Below are 21,887 nucleotides of genomic sequence, written 5' to 3'. Positions count from 1 at the left end.
TCGCTGATAACTTATGCTCAAACGTAAATCTGTCGGAGCGCATAGCGCTTTCCGGACCCGATCGCACTTGCGTGCAAAGCCTTTGTCACAGGCAAGGAAGCCAACAACAATAATCAAGGAGAAGCCCATGCAACTGACGCGCATTGCCCAGACCCTTTTGCTCACCCTGGTCGCCAGCCACGCCAGCGCCGCGACGATGGACAGCGCCCGCACACGCATCGCCGAGCAGGCGCAGAAGCTCGAACCGGAGCTGCTGGAAACCCGCCGCGACCTTCACGCTCATCCGGAGCTCGGCAACACCGAAAAACGCACCGCTGAACTGGTCGCCAAACAGCTGCAAGCCATGGGTCTGGAAGTGAAAACCGGCGTCGCCCGCACCGGCGTGGTCGCCATTCTCAAAGGCGCCCTGCCCGGACCGACCGTGGCCCTGCGCGCCGACATGGACGCGCTGCCGGTCAAGGAAGTCTCCGACTTGCCGTTCGCTTCGAAAGCCAAAGGCACGTATCTCGACAAGGAAGTCGACGTCATGCACGCCTGCGGCCACGACGCCCACACCGCAATCCTGCTCAGCGCAGCGAAAATTCTGACGGGCATGCGCGACACCCTGCCCGGCACCGTGGTGTTCTACTTCCAACCCGCCGAAGAAGGCCCGAGCGACTTCATTCCCGACGGCAAAAACACCTGGGGCGCGAAGATGATGGTCGAGGAAGGCGTAATGAAATCGCCGAAACCAGACGCAGTGTTCGGGCTGCACGTCTGGGCCGGCGTCCCCGCCGGCCAGATCGCCTACCGCCCCGGCCCGACCCTGGCCAGCTCCGACGACCTGCGCATCAAGATCCACGGCAAACAAACCCACGCCGGCCGCCCCTGGGATGGCATCGACCCAATCACCGTCGGCGCACAAACCATCGTCGGCCTGCAAACCGTGGTCAGCCGCCGCACCGACATTTCCTCTTACCCGTCGGTGGTCAGCATCGGCACCATCAACGGCGGCACCCGCTACAACATCATCCCCGAATCACTCGACATGACCGGCACCATCCGCTCCTACGACTACGGCATCCGCCAGAAACTGCACAGCGACGTACGCCAGACCATCGAGAAAATCGCCGAAAGCGGCGGCGCCAAAGCCGACGTCACCATCATCGAAAAATACGACCCGACGATTAACAACCCGGCACTGACCGAGAAAATGCTGCCGACATTGAAGTGGGCGGCCAAGGATGATGTGGTGCAGGGACCGCTGGTGGGTGGGGCGGAAGATTTCTCGTTCTTCGCCAAGGAAGCACCGGGACTGTTTGTGTTTCTTGGAGTGACCCCGCGGGACCAGGACATGAGCAAAGCCGCGCCGAATCACAATCCGGGGTTCTTTGTGGATGAGTCGGCGCTGGTGGTTGGGGTGAGAACATTGGCGTCGTTGGCGACGGATTATCTGTATGGGAATGCGGCGGTGGGCAAGTAGGAAGGGGTGACTGTGGGGGCGCTTTCGCGAGCAGACTCGCTCCCACAGGGATTAAGTACATCCGACAGAGATTGGTCGGCTGACAGGCCGCCTTCGCGAGCAGGCTCGCTTCCCACAGAAAAGCGAAAGCAAAAACAAAAGATCGCAGCCTTCGGCAGCTCCTACACACGATGAGCGTTAGCTCGAGCACCGCTTTTGATCTTGATCTCGGAGCCCGTCGGCAGGCTGAGTGGAGGGATTGATCCGGGCGTGGGAGCGCAGCGACCGTACGACGCAGTCGTACACAGCGAGTGTAGGTGCAGCGAAGCAAACCGGAGCCGCTGCGCCAGGATCGATCCCGCAGCGAAGGAACCCCGAGCCCCAGCGAGCGGGCCGAACGTCAGGGCGCAGCCTTTTGGTTACTTTTTGGCGTTTGAAAAAGTGACCCGCCGTAAGGGCGGAACCATAAGAAGCCGTTACCGCAGCAACGGATATTCACCCAAACCCCCAAAACCTGGTCGGCCCAAAGGCCGCCAAGGTCAAAAAAGATCAAACCACATCAACCCCTACGTGAATCGCATCATGCCGCCAAAACTCCAGATCACAATCAATCAGCCGCCCATGCTGATCATAATTGACCCGAGCAATCCTCAATCCCGGACTCCCCACCGACACCCGCAAAGCCGCCGCCGCATCGACAGATAAAGACGTAGGCACAATCTCAAACCGCACCCGCCCATAGTGCAAATCGAAATGCCGCGCATACAACTCAGTGATCGACTGATTCAAATCAAACTCAAGAATCCCCGGAAAAAACTGCGGATTCAGGTAGTGCTCGACATACAACACCAGTCGGCCATCAATCCGCCGCGAGCGGCAAATCTGGATCACGCTCGACAACGCCGGCAGCTGCAACCACGCACACACCGCCGCCGACGCCGGCTGCAACCGCGCCGAAATCACCTCGGTCGACGGCTCACGCCCCTGCGCACTGACCATCGCGTGAAAATGACTGCGCTGCATCAGGTTGTACGCCAGACGCGGCGGCGACACGAACCAGCCGCGCCGCTCCTCACGATAAATCTGCCCTTGCGCCTCCAATTGCAACAGCGCTTCACGCACAGTGATCCGCGTCGTCCCGAACAACTCGCTGAGCTTGCGTTCAGCGGGCAACTTGCTCCCGGCCCCCAACAAACCATGATCGATCTGCTCCTGCAGCACCTGGCCAATCGCTGTCACCGCTTTCGTTGCCTCATCGCGCATCAACGTTACCTATCTGGACTAGACCAGCACTGTTTCGGGGCAAATCCGGGCGCTGCTCAGAGCGCTTTCGTGTGTTGCAAGCCTAGGCAGTGCAGATGACCGACAGATGACAAAACTACCCAACGGTCGTTTTCACGGCTTGCAATACATCGGCCAAGTCCCTTGCTTATCGGGCCTGCGTCATGGTCTACGCTTGTTTGGCAACGGCCAATCCCGGGCGGAGAAAAGATCAGCCATAAGGCCATCGACATCAAAATGTCATCCAGCCCGCCTAAATTGGCTCAGGTATTGCTGACCTAGACCAACACAACCGCAATCGCAGCGTTGAACACGACCAAGGAGCTTCGGAATGAAACAGCTTTTCCTGGCAACACTGTTAGGCTCGACCATTGCAATGTGCAGCGCCGCCATGGCGGCCGACACCGATCTGAAAACCCTAGAAGCCGCTGCGAAAGCGGAAGGCGCCGTCAACAGCGTCGGCATGCCCGATGACTGGGCCAACTGGAAAGGCACCTGGGAAGACCTGGCCAAGAAATACGGCCTGAAACATATCGACACCGACATGAGCTCGGCCCAGGAAATCGCCAAATTCGCAGCTGAAAAAGACAACGCCACCGCCGACATCGGTGACGTCGGCGCCGCCTTCGGCCCGATCGCGGTCAAGCAAGGTGTGGTGCAACCGTACAAGCCAAGCACCTGGGATCAGATTCCGGACTGGGCCAAGGACAAGGACGGCAACTGGGCACTGGCCTACACCGGCACCATCGCCTTCATCGTCAACAAGAAGCTGCTGAACGGCTCCGACGTGCCGACCAAATGGGCTGACCTGAAAACCGGTAAATACAAAGTCTCCATCGGCGACGTGAGCACGGCTGCCCAGGCCGCCAACGGTGTCCTCGCTGCCGCACTGGCCAATGGCGGTGACGAGAAAAACATCAAGCCTGCCTTGCTGCTGTTCGCCGACCTCGCCAAACAGGGTCGTCTGTCGATGGCCAACCCGACCATCGCCACCATGGAAAAAGGCGAGATTGAAGTCGGCGTGGTCTGGGACTTCAATGGCCTGAGCTACAAAGCCAAGATGGCCAACCCGGATGATTACGTAGTGCTGATTCCATCCGACGGCTCGGTGATTTCCGGCTACACCACGATCATCAACAAGTACGCGAAAAACCCCAATGCCGCCAAGCTGACGCGCGAATACATCTTCAGCGACGCCGGCCAGACCAACCTCGCCCGCGGCAACGCCCGGCCGATCCGCGCCGAACACCTGCAACTGCCGGAAGACGTGAAAGCCAAACTGCTGCCGAACGAGCAGTACAAAAACGTTACGCCAGTCAAGGACGCCGACGCGTGGGAAAAGACCTCCAAAGCCCTGCCGCAGCAGTGGAACGAAGAAGTCATCGTAGAGATGAAGTAATCCTGTGATCCCCCTGTTCGGGATCCGCTGAAGATCCGAATGTGGGAGCGAGCCTGCTCGCGAAGGCGGCGCGTCAGTCGACATCACTGTTGAATGATGTATTGCATTCGCGAGCGGGTTCGCTCCCACAGGGGATCGGGTTGATTTCGGAATATCTGAATTTCGCGGAGTTCTCGCCCCTATGAAGCACAACGTCATCCTTGTCGTGCTCGACGGCCTCAACTACGAGGTTGCGTGTCACGCCATGGGGCATCTGCAGGCTTATGTTGGCGCAGGACGCGCGGCGCTCTATCAACTGGAGTGCGAATTGCCCGCCCTGTCCCGACCGCTTTACGAATGTATCCTCACCGGCGTGCCGCCGATCGACAGCGGCATCGTCCACAACAATGTCTCGCGCTTGTCCAACCAGCGCAGCATCTATCACTACGCCCGTGATGCCGGATTGAAAACCGCCGCTGCGGCGTATCACTGGGTCAGCGAGTTGTATAACCGCTCACCGTTCGTGGCTGCGCGCGACCGCCACACCGACGATCCGACATTGCCGATCCAGCACGGCCATTTCTACTGGAACGACCATTATCCGGATTCGCACCTGTTCGCCGACGCGGAGAACCTGCGCCTGCGTCATGCGCCGGATTTCCTCCTGATCCACCCGATGAACATCGACGACGCCGGGCACAAGCACGGCCTCGACAGCGCGCAATACCGCAACAGCGCGCGCTCGGCTGACGTCATCCTCGCCGACTATCTGCAGACCTGGCTCGACGCTGGTTATCAGGTGCTGGTGACCGCCGACCACGGCATGAACAACGATCGCTCGCACAACGGCCTGCTGGCGGAAGAACGTCAGGTGCCGCTGTTCGTCCTCGGCGAGGCGTTCAGCCTCAACCCTGATGTCACACCGAAGCAGACCGAGCTCTGTGGCACGGTTTGCGAGCTGCTCGGCGTGCCCCACGACAAACCTGTGTGCCGGGAGCTGCTCAAGTGAATGCCATGACTCGCGGCAAATGGCTCGCGGCGCTGTGTCTGGTGCCTTTCGCGCTGTTCTTTATCGTCTTCGAAATCGCCCCGCTGGTCTGGGTGATGATCAACAGCCTGCAATCGGAAGAGTCCGGGTGGGGCCTGGCCAATTTCAGCAAGATCTTCGGTTCGAAGTTCTATCGGCAGGCAATCCAGTACAGCCTGGAGATCAGTTTCTGGTCGAGCGTATTCGGCATCATCATCGCCGTGCTTGGTGCGTATTCGCTACGCCGCGTCGATTCGAAGCTGCGCAACTTCGTGAATGCCTTCGCCAACATGACCAGCAATTTTGCCGGCGTGCCGCTGGCGTTCGCCTTCATCATCCTGCTCGGGTTCAACGGCAGCATCACCATCATGCTCAAGCAGTCGGGGATCATCCAGGACTTCAACCTGTATTCGAAAACCGGCCTGATCATCCTCTACACCTATTTCCAGATTCCCCTCGGCGTGCTGCTGCTCTATCCGGCTTTCGACGCTCTGCGTGAAGACTGGCGCGAGTCCGCCGCACTGCTCGGCGCCAACGGCTGGCAGTTCTGGCGGCACATCGGCCTGCCGGTGTTGACCCCGGCGTTGCTCGGCACGTTCGTGATCCTGCTGGCCAACGCCCTCGGCGCCTACGCCACGGTTTATGCGCTGACCACCGGCAACTTCAACGTTCTGCCGATCCGTATTGCGGCAATGGTCTCCGGCGACATTTCCCTTGACCCGAACCTGGCCAGCGCCCTGGCCGTGGTGCTCGTGGCGCTGATGACCATCGTCACCGTCGTGCATCAATTGCTGTTGAAGAGGAGCTACCATGTCTCGCGCTGAATCCGGCCCGGCCGGCCTCTACCACCGCGTCGTGGTCTATCTGCTGTTCGCCATCCTGTTGTTGCCGCTGCTGGGCACGCTGGTCTACTCGATCGCCAGCAGCTGGTCGGCGACCATTCTGCCGAGCGGCTTCACCTTCAAGTGGTACATCCAGCTATGGAGCGATCCGCGCTTTCTCCACGCATTCGGGCAGTCGCTGATCGTCTGTGTCGGCGCGCTGGTGTTATCGGTGGTGCTGATCCTGCCGCTGCTGTTTGTCGTGCATTACTACTTTCCGAAACTCGATGCGCTGATGAACATCCTCATCCTGCTGCCCTTCGCGGTGCCGCCGGTGGTGTCCTCGGTGGGGCTGCTGCAGCTCTACGGTTCCGGGCCGATGGCGATGGTCGGCACACCGTGGATTCTGATCGGCTGCTACTTCACCGTAGCGCTGCCGTTCATGTACCGCGCGATCACCAACAACCTGCAAGCGATCAACCTGCGCGACCTGATGGACGCCGCGCAACTGCTCGGCGCCAGCACCTTTCAAGCGGCGTTTCTGGTGGTGCTGCCGAACTTGCGCAAAGGCCTGATGGTGGCGCTGCTACTGTCTTTCTCGTTCCTCTTCGGTGAGTTCGTGTTCGCCAACATTCTCGTCGGCACCCGCTACGAAACCTTGCAGGTGTACCTGAACAACATGCGCAACAGCAGCGGTCACTTCACCAGTGCGCTGGTCATTTCGTATTTCTTTTTCGTGCTGGTCCTGACCTGGATCGCCAACATCTTGAACAAGGACAAAAGCGAATGAGCTACGTCAGCGTCCAACACCTGCAGAAAAGTTATGCCGGCACCACGGTGTTCAGCGACATCGATTGCGAAATCAACAAAGGCGAGTTCGTCACCCTGCTCGGCCCGTCCGGTTGCGGCAAGTCGACTTTGCTGCGTTGCATCGCCGGCCTGACCCCGGTGGATGGCGGCAAGATCCTCCTCGACGGTGTCGACCTCGTGCCGTTGAGCCCACAGAAACGTGGCATCGGTATGGTCTTTCAAAGCTACGCGCTATTCCCCAACATGACCGTCGAACAGAACGTCGCCTTCGGCCTGCGCATGCAAAAGGTCAACGCCGATGACAGCCACAAGCGCGTCTCTGAAGTGTTGAAACTGGTTGAACTGCACGACTTCGCCAGCCGCTATCCGCATCAACTGTCAGGTGGGCAGTGCCAGCGTGTCGCCCTCGCCCGGTCGCTGGTGACCCGCCCGCGCTTGTTGCTGCTGGATGAGCCGCTGTCGGCGCTCGACGCACGGATTCGCAAACACCTGCGCGAACAGATTCGTCAGATCCAGCGCGAACTCGGCCTGACCACGATCTTCGTCACCCACGATCAGGAAGAAGCGCTGACCATGTCGGACCGGATTTTCCTGATGAACCAGGGAAAGATCGTCCAGAGCGGCGACGCCGAAACCCTCTACACCGCTCCGGTCGATGTATTCGCCGCCGGCTTCATCGGCAACTACAACCTGCTCGACGCAGATGCCGCCTCGAAGCTGTTGCAACGGCCGGTCAACCATCGCATCGCCATCCGCCCGGAAGCCATCGAACTGAGCCTTGACGGCGAACTCGACGCGCAGATCCGCAGCCACAGCCTGCTCGGCAACGTCATTCGCTATCGCGTCGAAGCGCGCGGGGTGGAACTGGTGGTCGACGTACTCAACCGCTCCGCCGCCGATCTGCATCCCGACGGACAACGCCTGGCACTTTCCATCGATCCGACGGCCCTGTGTGAGGTAGCCTGATGACTTTGCTGACGTTGAAGAGAGAACTGCACTGATGGCCCTGGCAATTTTTGATCTGGACGAAACGTTGATCCACGGCGACTGCGCCACCCTCTGGAGCGAGCAGATGGGGCGCCTGGGCTGGGTCGATCCCGAGTCGTTCATGCGCAAGAACAACGAACTGATGGACGCCTACAGCCATGGCAAATTACGCATGGAAGATTACATGGCGTTCAGCCTCGAACCGCTGATCGGCCGTACGCCAGAAGAAGTCGAGCACCTGGTCGGGCCGTGGGTTGAAGACTTTATCGAACCGATCATCTTCAGCGACGCGACCAAAACCATCGCCGCGCACCGCAAGGCCGGCGACCGGATTCTGGTGATCTCGGCGTCGGGCACGCACCTGGTCAGACCGATTGCCGATCGACTCGGCATCGACGAGATTCTAGGGATTGAACTGGAAGTCGCGCACGGCGTTTACAGCGGCCATACCGTGGGCACGTTGACCTACCGCGAAGGCAAGATCACTCGCCTGCTGGAATGGCTGGACGCCGAAGAAGAAAACCTCGAGGGCGCGAGTTTCTATTCCGATTCGCGCAATGACTTGCCGCTGCTGTTGAAAGTGGATTTTCCACACGTGGTCAATCCGGATCCGGTGCTACTCGAGCACGCGGAAAAATCCGGCTGGCCGATCCACCTCTGGAAATAAAAGCAAAAGATCGCAGCCTTCGGCAGCTCCTACTTTTGGAATGCGTGCCTCTGTAGGAGCTGCCGAAGGCTGCGATCTTTTGACCTTGCTTTGCTGTCAGCTCAAACCCTCATTGATCACCAACACCAACTTGCCCGCCACCGTATTGCTCGCCAGTTGGGCAAACGCTGCTTCGGCATCCTTCACCGCAAAGGCTCTGGCCAATTGCGGACGCAAGCGGCCCTCGGCAAACAGCGGCCACACATGCTGGCCCAGATCACTGAGAAGATCGGCCTTGAATTGATCGCTACGGCTGCGCAACGTCGAGCCGAGCAGTTGCACACGCTTGGCCAACACCTGCGCCAGATCCAGTTTCGCCTCGCGCCCGCCCATCAAACCGATCAGCACCCAACGTCCGTCCAGCGCCATCAGCTTGAGGTTCAGCGCCGCATAATTGCCGCCCACCGGGTCGAGAATCACATCGAACGGCCCGAAGTCGCGCAGGCTTTCAATTTCATCGGTGCGCACCACGCCGCCCTGCGCACCCAACGCTTCGCAGTAAGCCAGGCGTTCGGCGGAACCGACGCTGACCCAGCACGGGTTGCCGAAGGCTTTGCACAGCTGAATGGCGGCTGAACCGATTCCACTTGCGCCGGCGTGCAGGAGAATTTTCTCACCGGGTTTCAGCGCTGCAAGTTGAAACACATTCAGCCAGACGGTGGCGTACACCTCGGGCAATGCCGCCGCCTCGATCAGCGAAATACCTTCGGGCACCGGCAGCACATGCCGTCCGTCGACGACCACCTCTTCAGCCATGCCGCCCCCGGCCAGCAAGGCGCAGACCCGGTCACCGACTTGCCAGGACGAGCCCGCGCCGACCTCGCTGATCACCCCGGAGCACTCAAGACCAAGCACTTGGCTGGCCCCGGCTGGCGGCGGATAAAGCCCTGCTTTCTGTAATAAATCGGCGCGATTGAGGCCGGCTGCCGCCACCCGGATGCGGACTTGTCCTACATCGCACGTCGGACTCGGCTCTTCAACCCATGCCACTTGACCTTCAACGCCTTGCAATGCCTTCACACTGCCTCCATAGTGAGTCTGGACTGAGCCCGAAGCTGTAGCGCCGGGCTTTTTGCATTATGCGACCGGCTCTCAAAGAACCGGCGACTTCAAAGACGGCCTAATATGCGTTATCAATTGTCCCCGCGTCGAATCAGCATGAAGCATCTGCTCCCCAGCACCGCCCTCGCTCTTTTCATCGGTATCGGCCTGTTGCCGGTGTCGGGCACCACATTCGCAGCCAACAGCTGGGACAAGTTGCAGCCTGATCGCGATGAAGTCATCGCCAGCCTGAACGTCGTCGAGTTGCTCAAGCGTCACCACTACAGCAAGCCGCCGCTCGACGATGCGCGCTCGGTGATCATCTACGACAGCTACATCAAGCTGCTCGACCCGTCGCGCAGCTATTTCATGGCCAGCGACATCGCCGAATTCGACAAGTGGAAGACCCAGTTCGACGACTTCCTCAAAAGCGGCGACCTCAACGCCGGGTTCACCATCTACAAGCGCTACCTGGACCGCGTCAAAGCGCGTCTGGACTTCGCCCTTGCCGAGCTGAACAAAGGCGTCGACAAGATGGACTTCAACACCAAGGAGACCTTGCTGATCGATCGCAAGGACGCGCCTTGGCTCAAGTCCACCGCGGAACTCGACGACCTCTGGCGCAAACGCGTCAAGGACGAAGTGCTGCGCCAGAAGATCGCCGGCAAAGACCCGAAGCAGATCCAGGAAACCCTGACCAAGCGCTACAAGAATCAGCTGGCGCGCCTCGACCAGACCCGTGCCGAGGACATTTTCCAGGCGTACATCAACACCTTCGCCATGTCCTACGACCCGCACACCAACTATCTGTCGCCGGATAACGCGGAAAACTTCGACATCAACATGAGTCTGTCCCTTGAGGGCATCGGTGCCGTGTTGCAGAGCGACAATGATCAAGTGAAGGTCGTGCGTCTGGTGCCGGCTGGCCCGGCGGACAAGACCAAGCAGGTCGCTCCGGCCGACAAGATCATCGGCGTTGCCCAGGGCAACAAGGAAATGGTCGACGTGGTCGGCTGGCGTCTGGACGAAGTGGTCAAATTGATTCGCGGTCCTAAAGGCACCGTGGTGCGTCTGGAAGTCATTCCGGCGAGCAATGCGCCGAACGACCAGACCACCAAGATCGTGCCGATCACCCGTGAAGCGGTGAAGCTCGAAGATCAGGCCGTGAAGAAGTCGATTCTCAGCCTGAAACAGGACGGCAAGGACTACAAACTTGGCGTGATCGAGATCCCGGCCTTCTACCTCGACTTCAAGGCATTCCGTGCCGGCGATCCGGACTACAAGAGCACCACTCGCGACGTCAAGAAGCTGCTGACCGAGCTGCAGAAGGACAAAGTCGACGGCGTGGTCATCGACCTGCGCAACAACGGCGGCGGCTCCCTGCAGGAAGCCACCGAGCTGACCAGCCTGTTCATCGACAAAGGTCCGACCGTACTCGTGCGTAACGCCGACGGCCGTGTCGACGTGCTCGAAGATGAAAACCCGGGCGCGTTCTACAAAGGCCCGATGGCGCTGTTGGTCAACCGCCTGTCCGCCTCGGCCTCGGAGATCTTCGCCGGCGCCATGCAGGACTACCATCGCGCATTGATCATCGGCGGGCAGACTTTCGGTAAAGGCACTGTGCAAACCATTCAGCCGCTGAACCACGGCGAACTGAAACTGACCCTGGCCAAGTTCTACCGTGTCTCCGGGCAGAGCACCCAGCATCAGGGTGTACTGCCGGACATCGACTACCCGTCGCTGATCGACACCAAGGAAATCGGCGAAAGTGCCCTGCCGGAAGCCATGCCGTGGGACACCATTCGCGCGGCGATCAAGCCGGCGGCCGATCCGTTCAAGCCGTTCCTCGCCCAGTTGAAGTCCGAACATGACTCGCGCACCAACAAGGATGCCGAGTTCGTGTTCATCCGCGACAAGCTGGCCCTGGCGCAGAAACTGATGGAAGAAAAAACCGTCAGCCTCAACGAAGCCGATCGTCGTGCCCAGCACGCCGACATCGACGCCAAGCAACTGGCGATGGAGAACATCCGTCGCAAGGCCAAAGGCGAAGAACCGCTCAAAGAGCTGAAGAAAGAAGACGAAGACGCACTGGCCGCTGCCGAGCCGGACAAGGTCAAACCGGAAGACGATGCCTACCTGAGCGAAACCGGGCGCGTACTGCTGGATTACCTGAAACTGAGCAATCAGGTGGCCAAGAAGTAAGTGATGGCAATTTAGTGCTGGCGATCCACGGATCGTCATCAAACAGTCATCATTCTGTCGTGCAATAAAGGACCGGGAGCAAGCGCTCCCGGTCCTTTTTTTTATCGCCAGAGACTGCCATGACCACGACCGAACAGCTGAGCGCCTTGAGCTCGATCCTGACTCAAAGCGGTTTGCACAGTCTGTTCCAGCCGATCATCTGTCTCTCCGAACGCCGCATTCTCGGTTACGAAGCCCTCACCCGTGGGCCGTCCAACAGCCCTCTTCACTCGCCGATTGCCCTGTTCGCCGTTGCACGACAGGCTGGTCGATTGAGTGAACTGGAAATCGCCTGCCGACAAAGCGCCTGCCGCCGCTTCAACGAACAGCAACTGCCGGGCAAGCTGTTCCTCAATGTCTCACCCGAGTCTTTGCTCGAAGCCGCGCACCAACCGGGCCGCACATTGCAGCTGCTGCAAGACTTGGGGATTGCGCCGAGCCAAGTGGTGATCGAACTCACCGAACAGACGCCGATTGACGACTTTCAGTTACTGCAAACCGCCCTGCACCACTACCGGGCGATGGGCTTTTCCATTGCTCTGGACGATCTCGGTGCCGGCTATTCAAGCCTGCGTTTATGGTCAGAATTGCGTCCGGACTACGTGAAGATCGACCGACACTTCATTGATGGCATTCATCAGGACGCCTTGAAAAGAGAGTTTGTCGGTTCGATTCTGCAAATCGCCAAAGCGTCCCGCGCGCAGGTCATTGCTGAAGGCATCGAGCTACCGGAAGAACTCGCGGTGCTGACTGAAATGGGCGTCGACCTGGTGCAGGGCTACCTGCTCGGCCGCCCTCAGGAACATCCGTCCCGCGACGCTCGCGCGATGATGCCCAAACACGACAGCAGCGCCGTCGCGCTGAATGACGAAGGCAGCGACCTCAGCGCCCTGCTCAACGACCAGCCCGCCGTGCAACGCGATACGCCCACCGCGACGGTACTGGAAGCCTTTCGCCGCCAGGCCAACCTCAATTCGCTCGCGGTGCTCGACGAACAAGGCCAGCCCTGCGGCATCGTCCATCGCCACTCGCTGTCGGACGCACTGCTCAAACCGTTTGCCACCGATCTTTTCGCGCGCAAACCGATCAGCCGCCTGATGAACGATGATTTCCTCGCCGTGGAAATCAGCCAGTCGCTGCAGCAAGTCAGCCGCCTGATCACCAGCCGCGCACGCCAGCGCATCGAAGAAGACTTCATCATCACCCTCAACGGCGGTTATCTAGGCCTCGGCCGAGTGATCGACGTGCTGAAACTGATCACCGAACTGAAAATCCAGCAGGCGCGCTACGCCAATCCCCTCACCCTGCTGCCGGGCAACGTACCGATCCAGCAGTGCCTCACCCGCCTGCTGCAACAGGCCCGCGAATCGATCATCTGCTACGTCGACATTGACAGCTTCAAACCCTTCAACGACATCTACGGCTACGGTCGCGGCGACGAAGTCCTGCTCTGCCTCGCGCAATGCCTCAACGAACGCATCGACCCCACCCGCGACTTTGTCGGTCACATCGGCGGCGACGACTTCCTCCTCGTCCTCGGCCCCGAAGACTGGCGCAAACGCCTCAACCAACTGCTCGACGATTTCCGAAGCCAATGCCGCCGCTTCTATCGGCCTGAACACCTTGAGGCGGGATGTTTTATTGCGCCGAATCGCCAGGGTGTGCGGCAGGAGTTTGCGTTGTTGTCGTTATCGATTGGGGTGGTGCATTTGCGACCTGAAGCTTGTGCAACGCTTGATGCCAGCCAGCTTGCGGAGATGGCTTCGCAGGCTAAGCATCATGCGAAGGGGGTTGTGGGGTTTAGTGTGTATTTGCTCGATCCTACTGCGTCTCCAAAGGCATCACAGTTAGTCGGTTAAACTCGACGTAGTAGAGTGCGTGCTTACTTGCCAGGCGCCACTCCAGAATGCAGATTTTTAGCCACAGCCCGTTTCATCCCGATACCTTGTTAAGCACTCCAATAGAAGTCTCATAAAACTAGACCTATCGGTAATTTCTTCGTCAAAATAAGTTGTCATTCGGTTAAATACACGGTCGAAATTGTCGTTTCTCTCCAAAAAATGTTCGACAGTATTTATTAGCGATTCTTGTTCTGCATCTGTGTATTCACAAAATTCAGGCCTTAACACAGTATCGAAAAGCTCTTTTAACTGACGCGAATCGTTTACATTTTTTTCAACTATTAATCGCTCCCTCTCGACATCAGTAGTATTTTCTATATCAAAAACAAACAATAAGTTTTTTATATCTACAATTTCATACGTTTTTTTCATCATTCAAAATCCGCATATGAAGTCACGGTATCGCCATTAGCTCTCAGAATAACCACGGCTTTCCTCTGCTGCCCATAAATGCCGTCTCTGGTATAACCTTCCCCAATTATCTTTCCCATGTCCATAGGCCTTCTAGATGTTTGAAGATTAGTCTGACGGAATATAAGTTTTGCTCTATAGATAGCGTTCAGCTGATCTCTATGGCTGAAAAAATGAGTAGCCGCGCTTGGAATTTTAGGTTCTCCATGGTGTGATCCACCGGTGTAGGTCTCTATAACGCCAGTCGTTGGATTTTTTCCTGTCATGATCCTTTCAAATTGCGACCGTAGTGTTGTTTGGGCGCCGTGCTTTTCCAGAAAATGCTCTCCATTTTGTGGATTCTCCATTTCATGCAAACGTCGGTATGCGTTTTCTTCAGCTAATTCATCAATCCTCGCCCGACGCTCCTGAGCCGTCATCTTCGGCAGCGCAGGTTCACCATCATCCACTTTAGCCCCACCAATCCCACCCGGAACCTCACACCCAGGCTTCTTCGGCGGCGGGCAATTGGACGTCAACCCCAACGGATCCACCCACCCCGTCGGATTCGGCACGTACTGGTACTGATTCAACCCACCCGCGAGCTTCACCGGATCCGGTGTCAGATACCGCCCCAATCTCGGGTCGTAATACCGATGGCGGTTGTAATGCAGGCCACTTTCAACATCGAAGTACTGCCCCTGAAAACGCAGCGGTTGGTCGAGGTAGTCTTCGCCGGCCAAGGTCACAGCGGCGACTTTGCCGTAGGCGTCGTATTGCGCGGACCAGACGATTTCGCCGCTGTAGTCGGTGAGTTCCTGCGGGGTGCCGAGGTGGTCGAGTTGGTAGTAGAACGGGCAGGCTTTTTTCGGGCCTTTGCCGTCGAGCATCGCCAACGGGCGGAAGGTGCCGGGTTCGTAGAGGAAGCTGCGGTATTGGCTGGCGCTGCTTTCGGCGACGAGGTGTTCGCCTTGCCAGAAGAACTCGGTGACGGCGCCGTCTACGCTTTTGCGGATGCGCCGGCCGAAGGCGTCGTAGTGATAAGTGGCGGTCTGGCCGTCGGGGCGGGTCAGGCCGATCAGGCGGTGCTGGCAGTCGTAGCGGTATTCGGTGACCAGGGTCTGGCCGTGGCCTCGGCGTTCGCGGATCAGGTTGCCGAAGGCGTCGTAGTCGTAATGACGGTCGCCCTGCATCAGCAGGCGATTGCCCTTGATCTGCGCAGGGCCGGGACGATCCTGCATCAGCAGGTTGCCGGCCGGGTCGTGGGCGAAGGATTCGGGCAGCTCGTCGCGTGAGTGACGTACGCGGATCAACCGGTCGAGGGCGTCGTAGCCATAAGTGCGCTGGCCGTGGCGGCTGTCGACAATGTGCTCGAGATTGCCGTTGGCGCTGTAGGCATAATCGCGGCGGTACAGCGAAGCGTGGCGATGACCTACAGCGTGGGCAAGCAAGCGGCCCTGATCGTCGTAAGAATATTCGCTGAGCAGCAAACCTTGCTGGCGTTGCTGTTCGCGACCGGACTGGTAGACGTGGCGCGTGAGCGGCGTGCCATTAAGGTCGATGGCCGACAGCGCACCGCCCTTGGCGTAGTGGTAATCGAGCTTGCTGTTGTCCGGCAGGCGCAGGCGCTTGAGCTGACCGCAGGCGTCATAGGCGTAGCGCAAGGTGCCCCAGCCCTGATGCTCGGTGATCAGCCGGTCCTGACGGTCGTACTCGAAGGCCAGCGGATGGTTTTGCCCGTCATCGACGCCGATCAACCGACCGAGGCGATCGTAGTCGTAGCGGACTTTGAGCCCATCGGGCAGGGTTTTGACCAGCAAACGCCCGGCCTTGTCGCGCTCATAGTGGGTGACCAGACTGGGGCCGAAATCACCAAACTCGGTCTTCTCCAGCAAATGACCATTAAGGTCGTAGGCATAAGCCGTGCGCCGCCCATCAAACCCGGTTTCCTGTCGGATCAATCCGGTCGGCGTGTAATCCAGTCGGTACTTTTCTCCGGACTCGTTTTCAATCTCGGTCAGCAACAGCCGCGCATGGTCATAGCGGTACTGCACGCGGGTGCCGTCAGGATTGATCCGCCGCGAGACCAGGTGCAGGTCGTCGTCATATTCGTAGCGGGTGATGCGCCCGAGCTCGTCGCGCTCAGCGGTGATCTGGCCGTAGGCGCCGTAGCTGTAGGCGCGCGTGCTGCCCGTAGGAGAAGTCGTCAGGATCAGTCGGCCGGCCGCGTCCCACTGCTGACGACTGACAACACCAAATTCGTCCTGGGTGGTAATCCGCCGTCCCAGCGCATCGTAGGAAAAGCGCCGCACGCCGCCATCGGGCAGGGTTTCTTCGATGAGCTGACCGAGCTCGTTCCACACCCAGCGGTGGCGGCTGCTGTCCGGATAACGCAGCGACAGCAATTGCCCGCGCAGGTTGTAGTAGTAATGGGTGACCTGGCCGTGGGGATCGACCGCTTCGGTGACGGCGCCTTCAGCGTTGCGCCGGTAGATCCACACCGCATCACCACGGCAACGCTTGTAGAGAAAACCGTTGCGGTACTCGTAGGACGTTGGTGCATCGTCCGGCGGAATCAGCGCGATCAGCCGTCCGAGTTCGTCGTAGCGATATTCGGTGACCGCGCCCAACGCATCCTGCTCGGCGATCAATCGCCCCTGCTGGTCATAGGCCTTGAGCTGCTCGCCGCCATCGGCCGCAACCTGGCGCACCAGTCGCGCGCGCTCGTCGTGGACGTAGACTTCTTCGGTACCGTCGACGTAATGCACGGTCACGCTGGCGTCGTCATCGTTCCAGACGTAACGGGTGTTCATCTGCGAGAACGAAGCCCAGTGCCTCACGCAGCGCGCCGCTTTGCCCTCGCGCTGCCACTCCCAGAAGAAGCTCGCGCCGCCGGTCAGCTGGCGCTGGAGGATGACGTGATGGTCGTCGTAGTCGTAGCGTTCGCTGTCGCCGACCGCGTTGGTCGCGGTCAGCAGGCGTTGCCGGGCATCGAAGCTGTAGGTGGCGAGGGTTTGCTCGGTGGTCCACTCGCCTTGGACGAACACCTGATAATCGATCGCCACCAGTTGCGCGCGGTCATAACGCAACAGCAGGGCGCGGCCGGCGCCGTTGTCCAGACGCTGAATGCGGTCGGAGCGATCGCGTTGCAGGGTCAGACGATTGCCGTAGACGTCGCTGATCGCCGTCAGCCGGCCGGCGCGAAAGTGATAAAAGCGCGCGCTGTCGCCGGCCAAAACCAGAATCAGTTCTTCCGGCTCATCGCCGAGAAAGATCGCCGCCCGCGACAGGCTGTTGTGAATCGCTGGGCGCGCGACGTTGGGCAGGGGAAAACGAGTGCGGCGGTTTTCGTGGTCGATCCAGATCACGCCATCGCCGTCGAAGGACAGGCGATGGGCCAGCGTGTGGCTCCAGCCAAAACCCAGGCCGATGTCGATCTCGACCGCGCTGCTGCGGTACAAGCGGGTGAACTCGAAGGGCAGCACGCCATCGAGCACCGCGTCGGTCAGGGTCAGCAGTTCCTCGCCGGTGACCATCGACACCGGACAGCCGTTTTTGCAGGTATTGGGGACGCAATCGGCGGCGTCGCCGTTGGGGTTTTTTGCCTGGTCGGGGACGTCGTCGTGCTGTTCGTCTTTCTTCAACATGGCGTTGCGCTGGGCATCCCAGCGCAATTGCATCCGGCCCTTTTTCACCCCGGCGGCGATGCCGCGCGCGGCAACGGCTTTGTAGCGGTCGACGTATTCAATGAAGGCGCTGACGATGCTGAACAGCGCCTTGACCAGACGCTTGGCGACGTTGAACAGCTGCGTTGCACGGTCAGCCAGACGCAGCGTCAGATAAGCGATCCCCGCCCCCGCTCCGACAAACGTCAGCACCACGCTGATCAACACATCGATGATCAGTTGCACGATCATCATCGACGCCACTTCAGCAGATTTGCCGGCAATCTCGCTGGGCGGCAGCATGTCCAGCCACAGGCTTGCCGACCGCAGCAGCAAGCACATCGCCGCTTCGTCACTGACCAGCAACTGCAGCTTTTCCATGAGATTTGGCGCGGTCTGTGCCAGCTCGATCAGCTCAGCCGCGCCACTGCCCAAACGCTCGGCAAACTTGCCGGGGTCCTGGAGAATTTCCGAGAGCAGTCCGAGGCTGTCCCATACCCCCTCGATGGCCGCCCAACTGCCGGCGAGCATGCCGTTGCTGGCTGCGGTCGCCACCGACTGTGACCACTGCGGCTTGAAACCCTGCCACTCGCTACGCAGCCAGCGTTTCAGTTCGCCGGTCAAACCGTTGTAGGATTTGAACAGCTCGTCGACTTGACTGGAGGTGACAGCGCTGTGGACCAGAACGCGGTAGAACTTGCCCTCTTCGCCTCTGAATTCAGCCTTGCCCTGCTGATCAAGGGTGACCGGGCTGGTTTTGCCGCTATCCACGTCGACCACATCGACGGAAATGTTGCCCAGCGGGATGTCGTAGACCGATTCGAACTTGCTCTCGATCTGCATGAGCCCGCCCTGCGGGCACTGGACAACGCTGGAAGAAAACTCCTCGTCGCTGCTACTGACCGCCGTGCGGCTATCGCCGAAGCGGATGATCCGCTCCATGCCCACCAGCGATGGCAGGTCTGCTGCCTCGCTGATCTGGTCCACCCTGCGACTGAGCCAGTGATCGAGCTGTTTGCGGTAGAGGCTGAGCGTTTGCGGGAAACTGTCGAGTTCCTGCTCGATGCGAGCGATGGCTTCCATCAACACACGCAGGCAGACAAGGTGGGCTGAAAAACGGGCTGAAGCATGAGCGGTCCCTCGCGCAAGAAATTAGTCGCGGGAACTGTGCGGGGGATCAGAAAGGAAAGAAGTCAGGCGAGTAGGCAAAGGATGTAGGACTAATCTGCAATCCAGCATCAAGCGAAAAACGTGCAGGCAGAAACGTAAACGCGCCGTGAGGAAAACCTCACGCCGCGTTTACTTAGAAGACATACATGGAATTACTGCATTGAATCATCAGCCATCAGCTGTTGCAGCTTAAGCTCGGCCAACGGGTGGCCGGCTTTGGCGGCCATGCTCCACCAACGAGCGGCCTCAGCGGGATCCGGCGCCTTGCTCGGGGTACCGGCGAGGCTGATCACGCCGACTTGATACGCCGCTTTACCATCACCAGCCAACGCCGCCAGACGCAGTAAGCGCACGCCTTCTTCACGCGCGCCTAACCCGACGCCGCGAAAAGTCAGAATGTGCCCATAAAAGCTTTGCGCACCGACATCGCCGAGGTTGGCCATGCGTGCAAACTGGCCTTCGAGCCAGCGCCAGCCACGCGGCTGGCGAACGAACCACGACCAATGAAACAGCCTGCGGGCCAGCCAGTAACCGGCCCGCGCCTTGAGGCGCAGAAACACTCAGGCCTCCGCCGACTCCGGGTATTCGTATTCGAAGACGCGCACCACTTCCGACGCATGCCAGGACGCCGCTGCAACGCCATCCGAAGGCCCGGAAAAGCGCCCCAGACGCTCGACACATTCAAAAAAACCGGTACGCGGCAAACGACTGGCGCCCTGACTGATGACCAGCGAACTGCGCAACGGCTGCTCGGCTTTGGCGTCCAGTGCGGCCAGATGCTCCAGCGCAGCCGTCAGTGTCTGCATCGCCGGCGTCGGCAGCTGCAAACGCTCAAGCAAGGCTCGATAAGTGAGAAGATGGCGCTGACGACGCGCCTGGTCCAGTTCCCCCAGCAATCCGTCCCAATGTTGACGGCTGATTCGTACGCTCACGATTCGTCCCTCCAACCCGGCACCGTCAGTTCCCAGGCCAGGCTGCGGCGAATCGCGGCGTCGGGCTGACGCTCACCACTTTCGATCATGGCCAGATAAGACGGGCTGATACCTACCGTGCGGGCCAGCGCCTCGATGGCGATGCCCTTCCCTTCGCGCAAACTGCGTAATTGATCCAGACCCGGAAGAATCGGCTCCGGCGAGGCGGCGAGCGGCGCTGCTGGCTGCTGCACCGGTGTTGCGTTGATCCCTGCTGCTTTCAGTAAAGCCTGATATTGAGCCCACGGCAGAACCGCGTATTCGGGTTCGCCATCGCGTGCAATTATCTGAATATCCATGACTACCCCGTAGGACAACACCACTTAGCGAGTCGGCACTTTTCCCTAGAAGTGTAATCCTAACAGCGGCCAAGGTCGCGAGTGGTATCTATCTGTAGGCAGTCTTCGTCAGTCAGGGCTTTTTCGGGCCTTGCAGCTGCAATTGTTCAGGGGTATCAGGAAGGCGCTCAACCACCGCCAGCTTCTCCGGTTGCTGGCGCTTGCGCCACAGGCGGAAGGCGTTGAGCTCGTCATCGAGGGTTTTCATCAGCCAGGCGAGGACAGCGATGTCATCGAGCATGCCGAACATGGGAATGAAATCCGGAATGGCATCGACCGGGCTGAGGAAATACATCAGGCCGGCCACCACCGAAATCAGCGACTTGGCACTGATCGCGCGATACTCGCCACGCCAGTAGGCCAGGCACAGCGACTGCAGCAAGCGCAGATCATCCTTGAGTTTGCCCAGGCGATTGCCTTGCGCGGCGCCTTTGCTGGCCACGGCAAACAACAGGGTCGGCAAGCGTCCACGGGCCAGCAGGCGACCGGCCAACGGCAGGAATCGAGCGAAATTCCACGGAGCTTTCATCTATTCTTCCCGTTGAAATGTTATCCACACAAATTGTGGATAACCTTGTGAACAGAGCTGCATTTCAGCGCTGAGAGCCCCGTTTCATAAGGGCTGCGCTCAGATCGGGCGTTTTTTACTCACATAAAAAAGCCCAATATTTCATTGACTTGGCAGCTCAGGGCGTCTAGCGCGGGCAGCCTCAAAGCTATGACTGTGCTGATCGCTGTCAGTTCGCTCTGTTTACCTTCCCTGACCTGCAGATGCAACAACGCCCCGCATGTGCGAGGCGTTGTTTTCGAGCCGTTGCGTGTTACTTGGCAGCGGCGTCTTCTTTGGCTGGATCCTTGATGGCCAGCAGTTCCAGGTCGAAAACCAGAACCGAGTTGGCCGGGATTGCCGGGCTTGGCGACTGAGCGCCGTAAGCCAGATCGCTAGGGATGTACAGTTTGTACTTCTCGCCAACGTGCATCAGTTGCAGACCTTCAACCCAACCCGGGATCACGCCACTGACTGGCAGATCGATCGGGCTGCCGCGCTCTACGGAGCTGTCGAACACGGTGCCGTTGGTCAGCTTGCCGGTGTAGTGAACAGTTACGACGTCGGTCGGCTTAGGCTGTGGGCCGTCGGCTTTCTTCACTACTTCGTACTGCAGGCCGGAAGCGGTGGTGGTCACACCGGCTTTCTTGCCGTTCTCTTCGAGGAATTTCTTGCCGGCGGCTGCCGACTCTTCACTCATCTTGGCCATACGCTCTTCAGCACGTTTTTGCAGCGAGGCGAAGGCTTCGACCAGTTCTTCATCTTTCAGCTTCTGTTCTTTCTTGCCAACGGCATCTTCGATGCCCTGGGCTACCGCTTTGGAGTCCAGATCATCCATGCCTTCCTGGGCAAGGCTTTTGCCCATGTTCAGGCCGATGCCGTAGGAAGCTTTTTGCGCCGGGGTTTTCAGCTCTACGCTGGTCTGCGAGTCACAACCCGCGAGTACCAGGCTAACCAGGGCTACCGCCGCCGCCAACCGATGCTGTTTCATGCTATTTCCTTGTTCATGCGCCGAATGGGCAATCGAGTAAAGCCGCGAGCTTATCAGGCCGCCACGACCAATGGCTACCGGCATGAGAGCAGGAATCTTCCGATAAGTTCAGGGATTAAAACGCATTTGGGCAACGGCTGGATGAAGCTTCTGTCATCCACGGACGACAAGCGTCATCGGA

18 protein-coding genes are annotated in these 21,887 nt (G+C 59.2%); 9 read left to right on the top strand and 9 right to left on the bottom strand.

Going from position 1 to position 21,887, the window contains the following annotated elements:
* The first annotated feature begins 127 nt into the window (after positions 1–127).
* Entirely contained in the window at positions 128–1,462 is a 1,335-nt protein-coding gene (locus tag NF676_RS08815) for an amidohydrolase (RefSeq protein ID WP_041479306.1), read from the top strand.
* A 528-nt stretch (positions 1,463–1,990) separates the two neighbouring features.
* Here NF676_RS08815 and phnR read toward each other — a convergent pair.
* Entirely contained in the window at positions 1,991–2,704 is a 714-nt protein-coding gene (gene phnR, locus NF676_RS08810) for a phosphonate utilization transcriptional regulator PhnR (protein WP_236169468.1), read from the bottom strand.
* A gap of 349 nt (positions 2,705–3,053) precedes the next feature.
* Between phnR and NF676_RS08805 the strand changes: the two genes are divergently transcribed.
* From NF676_RS08805 to NF676_RS08780, 6 genes are all read left to right on the top strand, one after another.
* Complete coding sequence (locus tag NF676_RS08805) at positions 3,054–4,121, top strand: ABC transporter substrate-binding protein (RefSeq protein ID WP_150638735.1); 1,068 nt, start codon at positions 3,054–3,056, stop codon at positions 4,119–4,121.
* A 181-nt stretch (positions 4,122–4,302) separates the two neighbouring features.
* Positions 4,303–5,109 (top strand): alkaline phosphatase family protein, encoded by an 807-nt coding sequence (locus tag NF676_RS08800; protein ID WP_252869047.1) that lies wholly within the window; start codon positions 4,303–4,305, stop codon positions 5,107–5,109.
* Positions 5,110–5,114: 5 nt separating this feature from the next.
* The gene (locus NF676_RS08795; RefSeq protein ID WP_162245414.1) at positions 5,115–5,951 is read left to right on the top strand and encodes an ABC transporter permease; all 837 of its coding nucleotides are present in this window, start codon (positions 5,115–5,117) and stop codon (positions 5,949–5,951) included.
* Complete coding sequence (locus NF676_RS08790; RefSeq protein WP_016773742.1) at positions 5,938–6,738, top strand: ABC transporter permease; 801 nt, start codon at positions 5,938–5,940, stop codon at positions 6,736–6,738. The genes NF676_RS08795 and NF676_RS08790 overlap by 14 nt, the downstream gene beginning before the upstream one ends.
* On the top strand, positions 6,735–7,724 hold the full coding sequence (locus NF676_RS08785; RefSeq protein WP_073472631.1) for an ABC transporter ATP-binding protein: 990 nt from the start codon (positions 6,735–6,737) through the stop codon (positions 7,722–7,724). Before NF676_RS08790 ends, NF676_RS08785 begins: the two co-directional genes overlap by 4 nt.
* Before the next feature lie 34 nt (positions 7,725–7,758).
* Positions 7,759–8,412: an HAD family hydrolase gene (locus NF676_RS08780; protein WP_095180777.1), complete on the top strand. Its 654-nt coding sequence runs from the start codon at positions 7,759–7,761 to the stop codon at positions 8,410–8,412.
* A gap of 96 nt (positions 8,413–8,508) precedes the next feature.
* Here the strand turns inward: NF676_RS08780 and NF676_RS08775 are convergent, their stop codons facing one another.
* On the bottom strand, positions 8,509–9,471 hold the full coding sequence (locus NF676_RS08775; protein WP_252887539.1) for a zinc-binding dehydrogenase: 963 nt from the start codon (positions 9,469–9,471) through the stop codon (positions 8,509–8,511).
* Positions 9,472–9,609: 138 nt separating this feature from the next.
* Between NF676_RS08775 and NF676_RS08770 the strand changes: the two genes are divergently transcribed.
* Together NF676_RS08770 and NF676_RS08765 are read left to right on the top strand one after the other, a co-directional pair.
* Entirely contained in the window at positions 9,610–11,694 is a 2,085-nt protein-coding gene (locus NF676_RS08770) for a carboxy terminal-processing peptidase (protein WP_177434207.1), read from the top strand.
* Positions 11,695–11,813: 119 nt separating this feature from the next.
* Complete coding sequence (locus NF676_RS08765; protein WP_252887538.1) at positions 11,814–13,592, top strand: bifunctional diguanylate cyclase/phosphodiesterase; 1,779 nt, start codon at positions 11,814–11,816, stop codon at positions 13,590–13,592.
* 57 nt (positions 13,593–13,649) lie between these two features.
* Here the strand turns inward: NF676_RS08765 and NF676_RS08760 are convergent, their stop codons facing one another.
* The 7 genes from NF676_RS08760 to bamJ all read right to left on the bottom strand — a co-directional run bounded on the left by NF676_RS08760 (position 13,650) and on the right by bamJ (position 21,706).
* Complete coding sequence (locus tag NF676_RS08760) at positions 13,650–14,006, bottom strand: hypothetical protein (protein WP_252887537.1); 357 nt, start codon at positions 14,004–14,006, stop codon at positions 13,650–13,652.
* Positions 14,006–18,772: an RHS repeat-associated core domain-containing protein gene (locus NF676_RS08755; RefSeq protein ID WP_252887536.1), complete on the bottom strand. Its 4,767-nt coding sequence runs from the start codon at positions 18,770–18,772 to the stop codon at positions 14,006–14,008. Before NF676_RS08755 ends, NF676_RS08760 begins: the two co-directional genes overlap by 1 nt.
* A gap of 239 nt (positions 18,773–19,011) precedes the next feature.
* On the bottom strand, positions 19,012–19,419 hold the full coding sequence (locus NF676_RS08750) for an SEL1-like repeat protein (RefSeq protein ID WP_150741333.1): 408 nt from the start codon (positions 19,417–19,419) through the stop codon (positions 19,012–19,014).
* Positions 19,420–19,791, bottom strand: coding sequence for a hypothetical protein (locus NF676_RS08745; protein ID WP_003223109.1), 372 nt, complete (start codon positions 19,789–19,791; stop codon positions 19,420–19,422).
* Positions 19,788–20,129 carry a helix-turn-helix domain-containing protein gene (locus tag NF676_RS08740; protein ID WP_056783977.1) on the bottom strand — a complete coding sequence of 114 codons (342 nt, stop codon included), beginning with the start codon at positions 20,127–20,129 and terminating at the stop codon, positions 19,788–19,790. The genes NF676_RS08745 and NF676_RS08740 overlap by 4 nt, the downstream gene beginning before the upstream one ends.
* Before the next feature lie 112 nt (positions 20,130–20,241).
* Positions 20,242–20,697, bottom strand: a complete 456-nt coding sequence (locus tag NF676_RS08735; RefSeq protein WP_016773733.1) for a YkvA family protein — start codon at positions 20,695–20,697, stop codon at positions 20,242–20,244.
* A gap of 292 nt (positions 20,698–20,989) precedes the next feature.
* Positions 20,990–21,706, bottom strand: coding sequence for a BamJ family beta-barrel-assembly machinery protein (gene bamJ, locus NF676_RS08730; protein WP_016773732.1), 717 nt, complete (start codon positions 21,704–21,706; stop codon positions 20,990–20,992).
* Positions 21,707–21,887 lie beyond the last annotated feature (181 nt).

This window comes from Pseudomonas siliginis, assembly GCF_024072275.1.
Taxonomy (GTDB): domain Bacteria; phylum Pseudomonadota; class Gammaproteobacteria; order Pseudomonadales; family Pseudomonadaceae; genus Aquipseudomonas; species Aquipseudomonas siliginis.
The sequence above is the reverse complement of the archived record's forward strand: the minus strand, read 5'-3'. Positions and strand labels throughout refer to the sequence as shown.